Here is a 16,805-nt window from a genome sequence, read left to right on the forward strand (position 1 = left end):
AGCTTTGTCATGCCCGGGCTTGACCCGGGCATCCATTGCAGTGCCCGGCGCGATGGCGAGAAAAGACCGGGATTGCCGGGTCAAGCCCGGCAATGACAACGGTCGCGCGAGTTCAAGCCCGCTTGCGCCGGCCGAAGCCTCAGTTGCACTTCACGGCGTAGTCCGTCACCGAGGGGTAGTCGTTGTCGCCGGCCGTGGTGACCGAGAGGGTGCCCGCCTCGCTGCGATAATTGTAGCTGCAATAACCAAGGCCGGTGCCCGAGCAGGCCTCCGCCTCGACCACGCCGAGCTTGACCAGATCGGCGACACGGCTGTCCGCACGATCCTGTTCGCTCGACGGCACGGGCACCCAGCCATTCGCCCGCAGCGCGGCGCGCGCCTTGTCGATCGACATGTTGTTGATGTTCGGCACTTTGGCGCGGCCACCGCAGACGCTGTCATTGGCCGCTACCGGGTTGAACTCGAACTTGTAGTCGTCGATCGAGCGGATGTCGCCGAGCGGCGTGGCGAGATAATCGCCGTCGAGAACCCGGACACCACCTCCTTCGAGTGCCTCGAGGCGGCCCAGCGTCGCCTTGGCCCCCTTTTCGGCATAGAGCAAAGCAACGAGCTTGCTGCCGTCGAAAACACCGACATTGCCGTCATTGACAAGACAGGTACCGCTGGTGCCCGGCTCGAACCCGCCGGCGAAGCTCACGGCGCGCAGGGCGGTCCCCAGCTTGGCCTCGCCTGTCACGGCCCAGCCGCGATCAGCCACGAGGCGGCCGGCCTCGGAGGTCGGCTTGACGGTCAGATGGCTGCACTCGTCCGCTCCTTCCACCGGCCCGGGGGCACGCGGCAAGGTCGTCAGAAGGCGGAACACCACGCCCTTGACCTCGCTGCTGGTGGAGGGCGGCTCGTCCCCCATTCCCATCGCCGCGGCCAGAGCCGGAGCCGCCGAGGCACCCAGCATCAAGACACCTGCCAAAGATGCAGCAAGGAAAGTACGCCCTCTCCCGGTGATCGCTACAGCCCGCCGTCCATCCGTCATCATGGTCTCCACTGCAGCCGATTCACGGGATCGGCGCAGGCGCCAAGATATCGGCACGCGGCGACAAGACAATCGCTGCGATGCGCAGTTTCAAGCTCTGCTGGGGATAGAGGTTTCGCAGGGAACACGGCGGTCTTCGGTCAAGGCAAGACAAGGCGCGACCGGCCTTCTCCCCTGCGGGGAGAAGGTGCGGTGCGCCTCTACCGGCACCTCCTATCGATCACCCGATGGTCATCAGGCTGGCATTGCCGCCGGCGGCCGTGGTGTTGATGGAGGTGGAAACTTCTTCCAGGAGCCAGTTGAGGCAGTAGGCGTCCGCCTTCGCCGCCAGCTCCTGAGAGGAGGCTGCCTGGACCAGAACGAGCGGGCCCGGCAGGGCGGCGATGGCCTTGCTCGCCTCCTGGATCTGCTCCGGACTTCCCTCGACCAGGGCTCCGGCGAACGGCCCGGACGTCGTCCAGTCCTTGCTCCAGCTCACCCGCGCCGCCACGCTGGCCGGGAGATTCTTGAGCACGGACTGCAGCCCGCAGGCCATGTCGATCACCACGCTGTTGCCGGTGGCGAGCGCAGCGGTGAGCTGCCGATGCAGGCCGATCTCGGTCTGCGGCACCAAGAGGATGCTGCCGCGCGGATGCAGGGCGTAAAGGTTGCGCTCACCGACGGGCCCGGTCAGCTCGATCTCCAGGCCCAGGGCCGAGTCGCCACCGATCTCCCGCGCATCCTGGGCCAGATTGTTCATGCCCCGCTGCCCCAGCCATTTGGCGAAGTCGGTCAGGGCGGGATCGGTATGGACCGTGCTGTGCCGCGGGGGAATCGGCGGGATATCGACCAGGCGCCCGAGATAGAGAGGGCCGCCCGCCTTGGGGCCGGTGCCCGACAGGCCGCGTCCGCCGAAGGGCTGCACCCCGACGACGGCTCCGATCGTGTTGCGGTTGATATAGACATTGCCGACCCTCACCAGGCTGGTGACATGGGCGATGGTCTCGTCGAGGCGGGTGTGCAGGCCGAAGGTCAGGCCATAGCCGGTGGCATTGATTTGATCGATGAGGCGTTCGAGATCGTCCCGCTTGTAGCGCACCACATGCAGCACCGGCCCGAAAACCTCGCGCTCGAGATCGGCCAGTTCGTTGATCTCGATGATGGTCGGCGCCACGAAGGTACCGCGCAGGGTTTCCTGGCCGAGTGCCAGCTGCTCGACCTTGCGGCCGCGGGCGCGCATCGCCTCGACATGGGCCTCGATGGTCGCCTTGGCCTCGGCGGTGATGACCGGACCGATATCGATCTTCAAACTGTCGGTCGAACCGATGCGCAGCTCCTTCAGCGCGCCCTTGAGCATGGTAAGGGTGCGGTCGGCGACATCCTCCTGCAGGCAGAGCACGCGCAGGGCCGAGCAGCGCTGTCCGGCGCTGTCGAAGGCGGAGGCGATCACGTCCGCCACCACCTGTTCGGCCAAGGCCGAGGAATCGACAATCATAGCATTCTGGCCGCCGGTCTCGGCGATCAGCGGGATCGGCTTGCCATGGGAACCAAGGCGCGTGGCAAGCTGGGTCTGGATCAGGCGTGCCACCTCGGTCGAGCCGGTGAACATCACACCCGCGGTCTCAGGCGCGGCGACCAGCGCCGCGCCGACCCGGCCGTCTCCCGGCAGGAGCTGCAGGGCATCGGCGGGCACGCCGGCCTCATGCAGAATGCGCACGGCCTGGGCCGCGATCAGCGGCGTTTCTTCCGCCGGCTTGGCCAGCACGGCATTGCCCGCCACCAAAGCGGCGGCAACCTGGCCGGAGAAGATCGCCAGCGGGAAGTTCCACGGGCTGATGCAGACGACCGGCCCCAGCGGCCTGTGGGCGACGCCGAGCGTGCGGCGGGCCTGGTCGGCATAATAGCGCAGGAAATCGATGGCCTCGCGCACCTCGGCAATGGCGTTCGGCATGGACTTGCCCGCCTCGCGCATGATCAGGCCGAGCAGCACCGGCATCTCGCTCTGCATGATGTCGGCGGCCCGCCCCAGTGAGGTCGCCCGTTCGGCGGGCGACCAGCGGGACCAACCCTGCATCGCCTTCTGCGCATTCGCCATCGCCATGGTGACATCGGCCTCGGTAGCCTCGGTCACCCGCCCGACGACATCGTCGTGGTTTCCCGGATTGAGCACGGGTCGGCTCTCCCCGCCGCTCTTGGCGCCGGCGAGCTGCGGCACGGAGGTCCAGGCCCGGCCGGCGCTCTCCTTGAGGATCATACCGATCTCGGCCAGCGTCGTTTCGTTGGAGAGATCGAGCCCGGCGGAATTGGCGCGCTCGTCATAGAGGTCTGCCGGCAGGGAAATCTGGTCGTGCCGCGCACCGACCACCGCCATCGACCGCACCATTTCGACGGGATCGGCGATCAGTTCGTCGACCGAGACATTGCTGTCGCCGATGCGGTTGACGAAGGAGGAGTTCGCGCCGTTTTCCAAGAGACGACGCACCAGATAGGCAAGCAGCGTCTCATGTGTGCCGACGGGCGCATAGATGCGGGCCGGCCGGCGCAACTTGTGCGCCCCGACCACCTCGTCATAGAGCGGCTCGCCCATGCCGTGCAGGCACTGGAACTCATATTGGCCGGTTTTGAAATCGGGGCCCGCCAGATGATAGATGGTGGCGAGCGACTGGGCATTGTGCGTGGCGAATTGCGGGAAGACGGCGTCGGTGGCCGCGAGCAGCTTGCGCGCGCAGGCGATGTAGGAGACGTCCGTGTGCACTTTGCGGGTGAAGACGGGAAAGTCGGCGAGGCCGTCGACCTGCGCCCGCTTGATCTCGGCATCCCAATAGGCGCCCTTGACCAGGCGCACCATCACGCGGTGCCCGGTGCGGCGCGCCAGATCAATGATGAAGTCGAGCACGAAGGGGCAGCGCTTGCCATAGGCCTGCACCACGAAGCCGATGCCGTCCCAGCCCTTGAGGTCGGGGTCCTCGCACAGGCTCTCCAGGAGATCGAGCGAGAGCTCCAGTCTGTCGGCCTCCTCGGCATCGATGTTGAGGCCGATGTCGTACTGCTTGGCGATCCCGGCCAGCGCCTTCACTCTGGGCAGCAATTCCGCCATCACGCGCTCGGCCTGGGCGCGGACATAGCGCGGATGCAGTGCCGAGAGCTTGATGGAAATGCCAGGCCCTTCATAGATGCCGCGGCCGGCCGAGGCACGGCCGATGGCATGGATGGCGGTCTCGTAGTCCTTGTAATAACGCTCGGCATCGGCGGCCGTCGTGGCTGCCTCGCCCAGCATGTCGTAGGAATAGCGAAAACCCCTCTCCTCCAGCGGGCGGGCGCGCTTGAGGGCTTCGGCGATGGTCTCGCCGGTGACGAACTGCTCTCCCATCATGCGCATCGCCATGTCGACGCCGCGGCGGATCACCGGCTCGCCGCAGCGGGCGATCAACCGCGTCAGCGCCGCCGACAGGCCGCGGTCGTTCACCGTATTCGACAATTTGCCGGTGACGACCAGGCCCCAGGTCGCGGCGTTGACGAAGAGCGAACGGCCGCCACCGACATGGGAGCGCCAGTCGCCATCGGCGATCTTGTCGCGGATCAGCGCGTCTCGCGTAGCCATGTCGGGGATGCGCAGCAGGGCCTCGGCCAGGCACATCAGCGCCACACCTTCCTGGCTGGAGAGCGAATACTCATGCACCAGCGCCTCGACCCCACCGCCCCGGCGCTTGGCGCGCAGGGCCTCGATCAGCTTGCGCGCTGTGGCGCTGATCGCTTCCCTGACACCCGCCGGCATGTCGGCCTGTTCCAGCAGTGCCGCCACGCACTCTTCCTCGGAGCGCCGATAGGCCGCCGTGATCGCCTGACGCAGCGGTGTCTGCGGCCGGATCGGCGGCGCAAAATCGGCAAAGGGCGTGGCGGCTGTCGGGGGATTCTGCAAGGAAGCTTGGCTGAATGCGGCAGATGTCGTCATGGCGATCTCGCTCTTGAAAACGTCAGGTGCCATTGGCCCGGATTGGCGATGATACCTCGCGTCGCAGCGATCACATAGCACGCCCGGCATTTGCGTTTTTGCCAAGATCATGCGCATTTATAGGCGATATCACTTTTGTTTGAGCCTCACTCAGGATTTTTGAATGGCAAAAGCGACTGAGACAGGAAATCTGGATAGCTATGATCGCAAGATCATCGACGCGCTGGTCGAAAACGGCCGCATCTCCATCACCGAACTGTCTGAAAAGATTGGGCTTTCCAAGACACCGTGCCATCAGCGCCTGAAGCGCCTGATCGACGAGGGCTATATCCGCGGCTTCCGCGCCATCCTCGATTCCGGCAAGATGGGGCTCGACCATATCGCCTATACCGAGGTGAAGCTTTCGGACACGCGCGAAGCCGCGCTCAAGGCCTTCAACGCAGCGGTGTTCAAGATCCCGGAAGTCGAGGAATGCCACATGATCGCAAGCTCCTACGACTATCTCCTCAAGGTGCGCACCGCCAATATCCGCCGCTATCGCCAGGTGCTGGGCGAGCGCATCTCAAGCCTGCCCCATGTCGCCAACACGTCCACCTTCGTGGTGATGGAATCGGTCAAGGACACCGACCTGGTGCCGTAGGTAGTGGTGAGGCGGGTCTTCGGATCCGCCTGGAAACACCATTCTAGCCGGAGAGCTTCTGCCGGATCTCAAGACCCACCCTCCCCCGCTCACGCCCCTTCACATGGGCCAGCGCCTTCACGATCCGGGCGCGGTGTCCGGGCCCTCCAGGGCCAGCGCCGCGCCCGTGACGATGGCCGCGATCTGCTCGGAGAGGCCCGGATCGGAAACGGCGCGCGCCAGCGTGACGCCGCCGCTGAGCATGGCCAGCAGCAAGATTGCCCGTTCCTCCGCGCCCGCCGGATTTTTGGCACCTGACGGGCGTTTGGACAGGCCACCGGCAACCTCTTCAATCAGTCGGCGCAGCTCGACCGTGTAGGCACCGCGCGTCTCCTCATCCGCGCGCATGACGTCTGGCGAGAGGCTCGGCAGGGCACAACTCTCGCCCAGGCCGCAGGTGCGCTTGTAGCCGAGATAATAGCTGACGAAGCTCTTCAGCCAAGCTTTCGGCTGTTGCGCCTTCAAAGCGGCGATGCCTTCCCGCAGTTCTTCCAGTCCCGTGAGCACGGCCGTACGAAACGCCTCGCTTTTGGATTTGAAATGTCCGTAGAAGGCGCCGTTGGTGACGCCGGCCGCCTTGGTCAGCGCGTCGATGCCTGCGCCGCCATAGCCTTCCTTACGAAAAATCTGTCCTGCCGCCGCGATCACCCGCTGCCGGGTTTCCCGCTTGTGCTCGGCGTTGTACCGCATGATGTCACCTATTGAGAGCAATCACTCTTTATCCTTGCATAGAGAGCGATCGGTATGTATTCATAGAGAGCAATCGATATATATATATGATGTCAGCCACTGTTCGAACAGGGAGCTACCGATGCCGATCACACTCACCATATCAGACGGCCTGCTGTCGCCGCAGGCCCAGGCAGAGGCCTTTGCCGGGCTGACGAGTGCCCTTCTCGAAGTCTCCGGCTTCACCGGCAACAGCTTCATGACGGCCAATATCGTAGGCACGATCAACGTGCTTGCGAGGGAACACGTGCTCGCAGCGGGACAATCCGCGCCGGCCGCCTTCATCGAACTCAAGCTGCCCGAGATCGCCCTGACTGCCCCCGAGGCGAAAAGAGCCTTCATCGAAAAGGCGACGGACATCCTGGAACATGCAGGCGAGGGCCGGCTGAAGCGCGAACACATCTGGATCAACATCGTCTACGCGCCCGAATGGGCGTGGGGCATCGCCGGCCGCAGTTTCAGCAATAACGACCTGATCGATGCCATTCAGGCTGCTCCTCCTGCGGGGCAGCGGCCGACGGCTCCCTCGCCGGGCAACCAGCCAAACCGCTGATCTCGTAGCTTCGACACTTCGGCGGGATGAACCATGCAGCTTGCCAATTACCTGTTCTTCACCAGCCATTGCGAAGAAGCACTGGCCTTCCACGCCCAATGCGGATTGGGTCGGGCCTCGATTCTGCTGCGCCATGGCGAGCGCGGCATTCCCCTGGCGAACGAGGCGATGCGGGGAAAGGTGATGCACGCCCGCTTCGAGGGCCCCGGCATCCTGTTCTTTGCCTCGGACAATCACGACGCGGAACCGATGCGCGGCTCCGCCCATATGCTGGTCACGCGGGACCGCGGCACGACCGCTAGGCTCTTTGCCAGCCTGGCCGATGGCGGCACCGTGACGACACCGCTCGCGGTTCAGCCCTGGGGAAGCTTTTACGGCAAGCTGACCGACCGCTTCGGCGTGCAATGGATGCTCGACTGCGCGGACGGCGATCACCATGATCCCTCGTCCGCCCCTTCGGGGCATACAGTCCACTCCTAGTGGGGGCGAAATAGACGACTGAGGATCCGTGATCGGAAAGCCTCGGCCTGAAGCACTACGCGACCTCCTGCCTTTCCCGCCGCTCCAGCCGCTCCTTGCGGAACTCGCTCGGCGTCGCCTCGAAGCGCTGGCGGAAGCGGCGGCTGAAATGGGCCGAATCCGAGAAGCCGCACTCGATGGCGATCTTGGCGAAGGACTTGTTGGAGGTCTCGACCATATGGCGGGCGAGCGACAGCCGCATCTCCATGAAGGCGGCGCGCGGCGAGGTATCGAGCGCGTTCTCGAAATGGCGTTCGAGCCGGCGCTTGGTGATCCCGAGGTGCCGGGCGATCTGTCCGACGGACAGCGGCGCATCCAGGCTTTGCTGTACCAGCAGCAGCGCCTTCCTGACCAAGGGGTCGGAGGTGTTGAAATCGAGCGTCGGGCTCGGCTGCGGCGCCTCGCCGACCTCCGCTCCATTGATCATCATGATGTGCAGGCTCTTGGTCGCGGCCGCCTTGCCGAGATGCCGCTCGACCAGAAAGGCCGCCAGGTGGGCCGCGCTGGCGCCGCCCGGACAGGTGAGGCGGTCGCGATCGACGATGAAGATCTGGTCGGAGACCGGCTGGAGACCGTCGAACTGCTCCAGGAAATCGGTGTGGCGGAACCAGCTCACGCAGCAGCGATAGCCCTCCATCAACCCCGCATGGTGCAGGATGAAGGCACCGGTGCACACCCCCACGAGTGGCACCTTCGCCGCGGCGGCCTGCTGGAGATAGCGCGAATAGGCCGGGCTGAGCTTGGGAACCTCGTCGATCAAGCCGCCCACCACCACGATATAGTCGAACTTGCCGGGATCCCCCAGCCTCTCACTGGGCGCCACCACCACGCCGCTGCTGGAGGCGATCGGGCTCATGGTGTCGGACAACACGCTCCATTCGAAGCGGATCGGCCGGCTGCGATCGCCTTCATCAGCCGCCAGGCGCAGCACGTCGACGAAATTGGCAAAGGCGTTCAGGGTGAAATGCCGCGCCAGGATGAAGCCGACGGACAGCCGTGGCACCGGCCGAACGGACCGGGCCGGCTTCCTTGTTCCCGCTTCGCTCACGCCTGTGGCTCCCCTCGCCGGACGTCGCACATGTAACATCCGACCGACGCATTCATTCTATTCTTACCGACGAGGGCTAGCAAGATGCCGGGATCGGGCCGTTTTTCTGCGGATCGGGCAATTCTGTTGCGCCCGTCATACAAGTCATGGCGACGACGGCCTTCATGCTCTAAGAAGAGGATGGGGATATCCGATTTGGGATGGAGGGGACAGTCCATCGACAGCAGGTATTTCCATGAATATGGTAGAAGCATACCGAAGATTCTTGCGCTATAGACCGCGTTCCGCGCGTCTTTTTCCGATCGTATTCCTCGGCCTGGCCACCACGCCGGCCCTGGGACAGTATCAGCCTCGGGAAACCTTTGCCCCGCGTCCTCTGACGCAGGCCGTCAACGCCTATCGCTCGGCCAATGGCCTGCCCGGCCCGCAATATTGGCAGAACAAGGCCGATTATCAGATTCATGCGACGCTCCAGCCCGACCAGCCCGCCATCAGCGGCGACGAGGTCATCACCTATACCAACAACAGCCCCGACCGGTTGAGCGAGCTCTGGCTGCAGCTGGACCAGAACATCTACAAGGCCGACAGCCGCAGCAGCTACGCCAACGGCAAGCCACGCGAGGGCACCACGGACGGCTTCGTGCTGGACAGCGTCGAGATCGGCGGCGGCAAGGCTGCGCCGGTTTCCTTTACCGTCAGCGACACCCGCATGCGCATCGCCCTGCCCAGGCCGCTGGCCGCCAAGGGCGGGCAGATCAAGCTCCATATCCGCTATCACTTCGCCATTCCGGGCGAATGGGGCGGGCGCATGGGCTGGGGCAAGGCCAAGGCCGGCCCAGTCTACGAGATCGCCCAATGGTATCCCCGCATGGCCGTCTATGACGATATCCGCGGCTGGGACACGCTGCCTTATCTCGCCCAGGAATTTTATCTCGACTATGGCGATTTCGATTATTGGGTGACGGCACCGAGCGCCATGCTGGTCGCGGGCTCGGGCGAGCTCGTAAACCCGCAGGAAGTGCTGACATCGGAGCAGCAAGGCCGGCTCAAGAAGGCCCGCGCCAGCGACAAGACCGTGACCATCCGCAGCGTCCCGGAGATCGACGATCCCAGGTCACGCCCCAAGAAAGACGGCACGCTGACCTGGCATTACCGCATGAAGGACAGCCGCGACGTGGTTTTCGCGGCCTCCGCCGCCTTTGCCTGGGATGCGGCGCGCATCAACCTGCCGGCCGGCAAGTCGGCGCTCGCCATGTCCTTCTACCCGGCCGAGAGCCAGGGCAGCGAGCGCTGGGGCCGCTCGACCGAATATCTCAAGGACGCCGTCGAGCGCTTTTCGGCCCGCTGGTATCCCTATCCCTGGCCGGTCGCGGTCAACATCGCCGGCCCCGACGATCTTGCCGGCATGGAATATCCCGGTCTGCTCTTCGACGGCATCGGCGACAAGACCAAGGACCTGTTCTGGATCACCGCCCATGAGATCGGCCATACTTGGTTTCCGATGGTCGTCGGCTTCGACGAGCGCCGCGACGCCTGGATGGACGAGGGCTTCAACACCTTCATCGACGTCTATGAATCGGACGATTTCAACCACGGCGAATATGCGCCGAAACGCGATGTCGAATATGCGCCGGGCGGGGGCAATCCGGTCGACGAAATCATCGAGGTCTTGAAGGACCGCGAGGCGCCCCCGATCCTCTCGCGCGCCGACACGGTGATCGAGAAATACCGCCATCCGGTGACCTATTTCAAATCGGCGCTCGGCCTCGTCCTGCTGCGTGAACAGATCCTGGGGCCGGAACGCTTCGATGCGGCCTTCCGCCAGTTCACCGCCGCCTGGGCCTTCAAGCATCCCAAGCCGGATGATTTCTTCCGGGCGATGGAAAGCAGCGCCGGCGAGGACCTGTCCTGGTGGTGGCGCGGCTGGTATGACCACAACTGGACGCTCGACCTCGCCATCGACAAGATCGGCCCCGTGACCGACGACAAGGAGAAGGACAACAAGGCCAAGGCGCCGAAGGGCACGGCGATCACCATCGGCAGCCACGACAAGCTGGTCATGCCGGTGACGTTGCGGGTCGACTTCGCCGACGGCGGCCATCGCGACTATCGCCTGCCCGCCGAAAGCTGGATCAGGCAGCCAGCGACCACCGTCATCGTCGAGCCGGGCAAGACGGTGGTGCAGGCCACCCTCGATCCCGACCACAAGATCCCCGACCGGAACCGCGACAACGATAAGCTGCGCCCCGGCGCCAAATAGCGCACCGGCCTGCCGTGCCCGTGAAAGGGCACGGCGATTTGATCTGGCGAGAGGCCATAGAACCTGCTCGTTTCAAGCAATCGTGGACGTTGCCTTTCGGCGCCGATATCGTCCCGACTTCACTCCGCCAGTTGGAAGGCCTCGAACCGCCCCAGCGCTTCCTCGATCGCCGGCTTGTGGGAAGCGGCATCGCCCTCGCCGACCCAGTTCCATTGCTGGATCAGCATTTTGCCGGCGGCACGGTCCGTCTTGAGATCGATGGCCGCCACGATTTCCTCGCCCACCAGCACCGGCAGGGCGAAATAGCCGAAAACCCGTTTTTCCTTCGGTACATAGGCTTCGAAGCGGTGATCATAGTCGAAGAAGAGCTTCAGCCGCTTGCGCTGGATCACCAGGGGGTCGAAGGGCGAGAGGATATGCACGAGCTCGGCCGGCGGCGCCTCGGCGGCACTGTCGAGCGTGGCGGGGCTGGCCCAATGCTCGGTCTTGCCCGCGCCTTCGACCTCGACGGCGACGAGCTCCTTGCGCCGCACCCGGCTTTCGAGGCGCTCGCGCACCGCGCCCTTGCGGCCGGCATCGAGATGGCAGATCGAATCGAGGCTGACGAGGCCCTGCGCACGCAGCGTCCGGTCGATGATGTAGTCGAGCCGCTGGCGCTCGGTCGCCGGCTTGGGCTTGAGGTCCCGCTGCTCGGCCCAGCCGAAATGGCGCTCCATCAGCTCATAGGTCTTCACCATGCCCACCCGGGCGCTGATGGTCAAAACGCCGGTATAGAAGGCGAGCTGCAGCGCCTTCTTGGAAGGCTTGCGGCTGGCCCAGGGATGGGTCTTCTCCACCAGCACGTCGTCGTCGATGTCGCGGATGGTGAGAGGCCCGCTTTTGCGGATCAGGGTCAGGACCTTGCGCAGATCCGATTTTGCCACGCTCTCGAACCAGCCATTGGGCTTGTCGAGATAGGCCTTCATATCGGGCAGGAAGTAGCGCAGGTCCTGCGTGGGAATATAGGACAGCGCATGCGTCCAGTATTCGAATACGGATTTGTCGGCGCTCTGCGCTTGGACGAGATGGTCGCGGCGGTAATCGGGGATGCGCGTCCACAAGATGTGGTGATGGCTGCGCTCGATCACATTGATGGTGTCGATCTGCACATAGCCAAGATGCGCTGTCGCCGCAGGGGTGGCCTGGGGGCCATCGCCAAAAGGGGCGAGACTGTCGAGGCGCTGAGCCCGGAGCCAGATGCGCCGGGCCTGCGTCTTGTCGATGAAAGGCGGTTTACGGGGCATGGAAGCTTCATTTCAAAGCGGAGCGGCTGGGGCCGCGAACGTCCCCGTCCGCTCTTCCCAGCCTTCATGCCCAGCAAGATAAGTTTTCCCGGCCGAGTCGCCAGCCCCGGCCCGCCATTTTGTTCACGGAACGTTTCGTCCGGCAGACTCAGGGCACGTAGAGGATCTTGACCTCCCCCGGCCCTGCGGGTCTCGCGATGATGGCGGGCACCTCCGCCAGCTTGACCTCGCGCGAGATCAGTGCGTCGAGATCGAGCGCGCCGCTGGCCACCAGCTCGGCCGCCCGTCGATGCGTGAACGGATTGATGAAGGAGCCGAACACCTTCAACTCGCGGAACAGGATATCGAAGGGCTCGACCGCCACCTTCTCCCCCTGCGCCATGACGCCGAGGATCACCACCGTGCCGCCGGGCCGGGCGAGCTGGAAGGACTGCTCCACCGTCTCAGCCACGCCGGCGCACTCGATCACCACATCGGCGCCGCCGGGCAGCAGGCCGTCGGGACCAGTGACATTGGCGATGAAGTCGCCCTGGGTGGGATCGATGCTGGCGGTCGCCCCCACACGCTCCGCCAGTTCGCGTTTCACGGCCTGGCGGGTGGAAAGCACCACGCGCGCCGCGCCGGCGAGCCTGGCCAGTTGCACCGTGATCAGCCCGATCACACCGCCGCCGAGCACGATCACCGACGAACCAGCCTGGATGTCGGCGATGTCGATGCCGTGCAGGCAGCAGGCGATCGGCTCGCAGAAGGCACCATGGCTGGCCTTCAGGGACAGCGGCAGCTCATGGGCCTGCTGCTGCGGCACGATCACATATTCGGCCAGGCCCCCGTCGCGGTGGATGCCGATGGCGGTGAGATTGCGGCACAGATTGATCCGCCCGTTCTGGCAGTGCACGCAGCGCCCGCACACGATGTTGGGATCGCCCGTCACCCGCATGCCAGGACGAAAGCCCTGCACGTCTGGGCCGAGCTCCTCGACGATGCCGCAGAATTCGTGGCCCAGGGTCACCGGCGGCTTGGAGGGAAACTCGCCCTTGAGAAGATGGCGGTCCGTGCCGCAAATGCCGGAGGCCTCGACCCGCACCAGGAGATCGCCCGGACCGGGCTTGGGCCTGTCCACGTCCTTCAGAAAAAGCTCACCCACTGCATCGAGCCGCACCGCCTTCATCGTTTCCTCCTGCAACTTTATAATCTGCGGCCATGCTCCTAGCCCCGGCGCGGCTTGGCAAGAATGGAAGGGCAGATGAGACGAAATTAATCCGACAATATGCCAATGTGGACCAGCCTGCATTTTTTCGGCGGCCCCTTGCCAAATGAGGCATGGTGCCGTCCCACTTGGACCCGATATTTCGAGAAGCGGGTCTTTCATGTCCGACATTCTGTTGAACGCCGTTGCGGGGGCCCTGGCAGGTGCTGCTACGACATTTGCCATTCTGCGGCTGCGAACGAAAGCCTCAACCGACACCCAGCAAACCCTTGCCGTTCGCGAAGCCCCTCCTCCGCAATCTCAGCAATTGCCGGAACAGGAAGCGCCCGCGTCCTCCGAGAGCATTCCTGCCGCCATGGCGCGAATCAATCAGAGTTTGGGGCCTCTTGCCGAAGAGGTGAGTCATCCGCGCGAGCTGGTCGATCTGCCTAGCTTTCAGGATGCGCTGGCACAGCTGCAGCGCCCCGACGCAACATTGGAGAGCGTGCAGAATTACGCCCTGGGCGAGAACTGGCCATTCGCCTGTGCCGCCTTCCTGGCGCTCTGTGAGCGGCCGGATCGGCACGTTCTTTCCGAGGCAGTGCTCCGGCACCTGCCCCATACCCGCCCCTATGTGCTGCCCTACGCGCTGCGTTTTCTCACATCTCTGGAACCGCGACCGGCAACCGGCCTTTCCCTGCTCGCCGCGCCTTATTGGTGGCAGCAGAATCCCGTCCTGCCCGGTTTCTTCGAGACCTATTTCGACCGCAGCGCCGAATTGGGCGATACGCCGAGTTTCGGCGCCGGGCTTTCCCTGGACGCCGAGATCGACGCTGCGCCGATCGAGGCCTTCCTGGAAAAGGTCCATCATCCCTTCGCCGCACAATTGCTCGCCGCGCTGAAAAACTGGCAGGCAACGCGCATAGATCGCAAATTCCTCAAGAGCGTCGGTACGCTTTGGGATGACGAGGAGGAAGATAGCCTGCTCGTCTCCCCCGCGGCCTGGCGAAACAGTCTTTCGGCCGCCGAAGCGGCGGTCCGGTCAGCCAAGCCGCGCTCCGTGCTGGTAAGCGGCAAGCCGCGCATCGGGAAGAGCTCGTTCCTGCGTTTGCTCGGCATCCGGCTGCGCGGTGAAGGCTGGACCGTCTTCGCCGCCACCGGCAACGAGCTGATGGCCGATCAGATGTATATCGGCCAACTCGAGGGGCGTGTTCGTCTGCTCGTCAATGCCCTGCATTCCCGCCGAAAGATCATCTGGTTCGCGGGCGACCTCTGGCAATTGGCCGGCAGTGGCATCCATCAGGGCCAGACCGCCAGCATTCTCGATCAGATCATGCCGGCCGTGGTTTCCGGCGATCTCATTTTGATGGGCGAATGCAGCCAGGCGGCAGCGACGCGCCTGTTCCAATCCCGTCCATCCCTGCGCTCGGTGATCGAGGCCGTGCCATTGGATGCCATGAACGAAAATGAGACCAGGGAACTGGCTGTCGAATTTGGCCATCGGATCACCGCAGCAACCGACATTGCGGTCGCTCCACTGGCGGTGTCCGCTGCCATGGAACTTGCCCAACATTATCTGGGAAGCGGCCAATTGCCGGGCGCTGTGCTGGAACTGATCAAGCGCGCCACAGTCCACCGCCAGCATGCGGGCGAGCCTGAAGTAACCGCCCAAAGCGTCGTCACGACACTCTCGCAGATCTCCGGCCTGCCGCAAGTCATCCTCGACACCACGCAGAAAGTGGACCTGGCGGATGTCACGCGATTTTTCGCCGGTCGCGTCATCGGCCAGGACGAAGCCGTGAAAGCCGTCATCGACCGCATCGCCATGCTCAAGGCCGGATTGACGGATCCCGGCCGCCCGATCGGCGTCTTTCTTTTCGCCGGCCCGACCGGAACCGGCAAGACCGAACTGGCCAAAACGCTGGCATCCTATCTGTTCGGTTCCCCCGACCGCATGACCCGGCTGGACATGAGCGAGTTCCAGACAGCCGAATCCACCAGCAAGATTCTCGGTCAACGAGGTGAAACGGGTTCCGACGCCTTGATCGACCGCGTTCGCAAGCAGCCCTTCTCGGTCATTCTGCTCGACGAGTTCGAAAAGGCCCATCCCAATTGCTGGGATTTGTTTCTGCAGATCTTTGACGACGGCCGCCTCAGCGACGCCGACGGAAGGGAGGCCGACTTCCGCCATTGCTTCATCATCCTCACCTCAAATCTGGGGGCCACCGCTCATCGCGGCAGCGGTATCGGTTTCAGGGCACAGTCGGGCGTTTACGGAGAGGATCAGGTTCTCACCACCGTCGGCCAGACCTTCCGGCCCGAATTCGTCAATCGCCTGGACAAGATCATCGTATTCCGGCCGCTTTCGCGCGACCTGATGCGCAGCATCCTGCACAAGGAACTCGCCCTGGTGCAGGAACGGCGAGGCCTGAAGGAACGCAACTGGGCAGTGGAGTGGGAAGCCAGCGCAATCGAGTTTCTGCTCGATCACGGCTTCACGCCGACGATGGGCGCAAGACCGCTCAAACGCGCCATAGACCAGCACCTGCTCGCCCCGCTGGCAGCCACGCTGGTCGAACATCGTTTTCCCGAAGGCGACCAGTTTCTGTTCGTACGCTCCAGCGGCACGGCAATCGAAGTCGAGTTCGTCGATCCCGATGCCGATCCGGCGCAAGCGGGCGTTCCGGAAGCACCGGCCAGCGCTGCGCTTTCCCTACCCGCCATTCTGCTCTATCCGAGCGGCTCGCCCGCGGAGAGCGGCTATCTCGACGCGGCCTGGCAGCAAATCCAGGGCACTCTGAGGGACAGCGCCTGGACCATGCTCGAAGAGGAGTTGCGTGCGGTGATGGCAGATCCTCAGATTTGGTCACGCGCCGACCGCTTCGAGATCTTCACCCGCCTCGAACTCATGGATCGGGTGAAGGAGGCGGCTCGAACCGCCGAGCGCCTCAGCCAGCGCTTCAAGGCCGTTGCGAACCGTACGAGCCGTTCTTCCCGGGAACTGGCATCGCGGCTCGCCCTGCAACTTCACAATCTCCGCGAGGGGATCGAGGACGTTTCGGCTCGAAGCCCGGTGGATGTTCTGCTGCGCGCGGTTCCAACCCTCGATAATGACGCCAACAATCCACATGCCGAGGCCTGGCGCACGAGACTATGGGCAATGTACCGCAACTGGGCGGACAAGCGCCGAATGCAATGGCGCGAATTCCCGTCCCCTGACGGCAAACGGCTCCCGATCTTGCATGTTACCGGATTTGGCGCTTTCCGAACCCTGTTGCAGGAAAATGGGCTGCATGTCCTGGAGGATACGGGCAAGGAAGGCACCGTCCGCTCGGTTGTCCGCATCAGCATTGTCCCGGGCCCAACTTCGGAACTGCCGAGCGGCAAGGAGTATGGCACAGCTGCCGCCCTGCTCGATGCCAACGCCGGCGAGCCGGTGATCGTGCGGCGCTATCGCGACGGTCCGGCGCCCCTGGTCCGCGATGTCCGGGGCTGGCGCAGCGGCCGGCTCGACAAGGTTCTCGGCGGTGATTTCGATCTGCTGGGGGCGTCGGCTCCCGCGGAGCGGCAAGATCGGGCGTGAGGAT

Annotated in this window: 11 protein-coding genes; 5 read left to right on the plus strand and 6 right to left on the minus strand. The window is 64.3% G+C overall.

Annotation, left to right across the window (positions count from 1 at the left end):
* Window positions 1–139: 139 nt before the first annotated feature.
* Both C5L14_RS12845 and putA read right to left on the minus strand, forming a co-directional pair.
* A complete protein-coding gene (locus C5L14_RS12845) occupies window positions 140–952 on the minus strand; it encodes a PASTA domain-containing protein (RefSeq protein WP_105862425.1) in 813 nt (270 codons plus the stop codon).
* Window positions 953–1,250: 298 nt separating this feature from the next.
* Entirely contained in the window at window positions 1,251–4,961 is a 3,711-nt protein-coding gene (gene putA, locus C5L14_RS12850) for a trifunctional transcriptional regulator/proline dehydrogenase/L-glutamate gamma-semialdehyde dehydrogenase (RefSeq protein WP_105862600.1), read from the minus strand.
* Between the two features lie 163 nt (window positions 4,962–5,124).
* Between putA and C5L14_RS12855 the strand changes: the two genes are divergently transcribed.
* Window positions 5,125–5,601 (plus strand): Lrp/AsnC family transcriptional regulator, encoded by a 477-nt coding sequence (locus C5L14_RS12855; protein WP_105862426.1) that lies wholly within the window; start codon window positions 5,125–5,127, stop codon window positions 5,599–5,601.
* A gap of 117 nt (window positions 5,602–5,718) precedes the next feature.
* On the opposite strand, the gene C5L14_RS12860 is transcribed toward C5L14_RS12855, so the two are convergent.
* Window positions 5,719–6,330, minus strand: a complete 612-nt coding sequence (locus C5L14_RS12860; RefSeq protein WP_105862427.1) for a TetR/AcrR family transcriptional regulator — start codon at window positions 6,328–6,330, stop codon at window positions 5,719–5,721.
* A 121-nt stretch (window positions 6,331–6,451) separates the two neighbouring features.
* Here C5L14_RS12860 and C5L14_RS12865 point away from each other — a divergent pair, with 121 nt between their 5' ends.
* Both C5L14_RS12865 and C5L14_RS12870 read left to right on the plus strand, forming a co-directional pair.
* On the plus strand, window positions 6,452–6,922 hold the full coding sequence (locus tag C5L14_RS12865) for a tautomerase family protein (RefSeq protein WP_105862428.1): 471 nt from the start codon (window positions 6,452–6,454) through the stop codon (window positions 6,920–6,922).
* A 33-nt stretch (window positions 6,923–6,955) separates the two neighbouring features.
* The gene (locus tag C5L14_RS12870) at window positions 6,956–7,402 is read left to right on the plus strand and encodes a VOC family protein (protein ID WP_105862429.1); all 447 of its coding nucleotides are present in this window, start codon (window positions 6,956–6,958) and stop codon (window positions 7,400–7,402) included.
* Window positions 7,403–7,457: 55 nt separating this feature from the next.
* Here the strand turns inward: C5L14_RS12870 and C5L14_RS12875 are convergent, their stop codons facing one another.
* Window positions 7,458–8,489, minus strand: a complete 1,032-nt coding sequence (locus tag C5L14_RS12875) for a GlxA family transcriptional regulator (RefSeq protein WP_245443372.1) — start codon at window positions 8,487–8,489, stop codon at window positions 7,458–7,460.
* A gap of 265 nt (window positions 8,490–8,754) precedes the next feature.
* Between C5L14_RS12875 and C5L14_RS12880 the strand changes: the two genes are divergently transcribed.
* Window positions 8,755–10,749 carry a M1 family metallopeptidase gene (locus C5L14_RS12880; RefSeq protein ID WP_210203232.1) on the plus strand — a complete coding sequence of 665 codons (1,995 nt, stop codon included), beginning with the start codon at window positions 8,755–8,757 and terminating at the stop codon, window positions 10,747–10,749.
* A 119-nt stretch (window positions 10,750–10,868) separates the two neighbouring features.
* On the opposite strand, the gene C5L14_RS12885 is transcribed toward C5L14_RS12880, so the two are convergent.
* Window positions 10,869–12,032: a winged helix-turn-helix domain-containing protein gene (locus C5L14_RS12885; RefSeq protein ID WP_105862431.1), complete on the minus strand. Its 1,164-nt coding sequence runs from the start codon at window positions 12,030–12,032 to the stop codon at window positions 10,869–10,871.
* A 148-nt stretch (window positions 12,033–12,180) separates the two neighbouring features.
* Entirely contained in the window at window positions 12,181–13,200 is a 1,020-nt protein-coding gene (locus C5L14_RS12890) for a zinc-dependent alcohol dehydrogenase family protein (protein ID WP_105862432.1), read from the minus strand.
* A 394-nt stretch (window positions 13,201–13,594) separates the two neighbouring features.
* On the opposite strand from C5L14_RS12890, the gene C5L14_RS12895 reads away from it, so the two are divergent.
* Window positions 13,595–16,801, plus strand: coding sequence for an AAA family ATPase (locus C5L14_RS12895; protein ID WP_181161149.1), 3,207 nt, complete (start codon window positions 13,595–13,597; stop codon window positions 16,799–16,801).
* Window positions 16,802–16,805: the final 4 nt, after the last annotated feature.

The organism is Labrys okinawensis, from assembly GCF_002982075.1.
Taxonomy (GTDB): domain Bacteria; phylum Pseudomonadota; class Alphaproteobacteria; order Rhizobiales; family Labraceae; genus Labrys; species Labrys okinawensis_A.

Bases quoted from the DNA above. Each gene is read 5' to 3' on its own strand.
- C5L14_RS12845 (WP_105862425.1), bottom strand. From the start codon at position 952: ATGCTGGGTGCCTCGGCGGCTCCGGCTCTGGCCGCGGCGATGGGAATG.
- putA (WP_105862600.1), bottom strand. From the start codon at position 4,961: ATGACGACATCTGCCGCATTCAGCCAAGCTTCCTTGCAGAATCCCCCG.
- C5L14_RS12855 (WP_105862426.1), top strand. From the start codon at position 5,125: ATGGCAAAAGCGACTGAGACAGGAAATCTGGATAGCTATGATCGCAAG.
- C5L14_RS12860 (WP_105862427.1), bottom strand. From the start codon at position 6,330: ATGCGGTACAACGCCGAGCACAAGCGGGAAACCCGGCAGCGGGTGATC.
- C5L14_RS12865 (WP_105862428.1), top strand. From the start codon at position 6,452: ATGCCGATCACACTCACCATATCAGACGGCCTGCTGTCGCCGCAGGCC.
- C5L14_RS12870 (WP_105862429.1), top strand. From the start codon at position 6,956: ATGCAGCTTGCCAATTACCTGTTCTTCACCAGCCATTGCGAAGAAGCA.
- C5L14_RS12885 (WP_105862431.1), bottom strand. From the start codon at position 12,032: ATGCCCCGTAAACCGCCTTTCATCGACAAGACGCAGGCCCGGCGCATC.
- C5L14_RS12890 (WP_105862432.1), bottom strand. From the start codon at position 13,200: ATGAAGGCGGTGCGGCTCGATGCAGTGGGTGAGCTTTTTCTGAAGGAC.
- C5L14_RS12895 (WP_181161149.1), top strand. From the start codon at position 13,595: ATGGCGCGAATCAATCAGAGTTTGGGGCCTCTTGCCGAAGAGGTGAGT.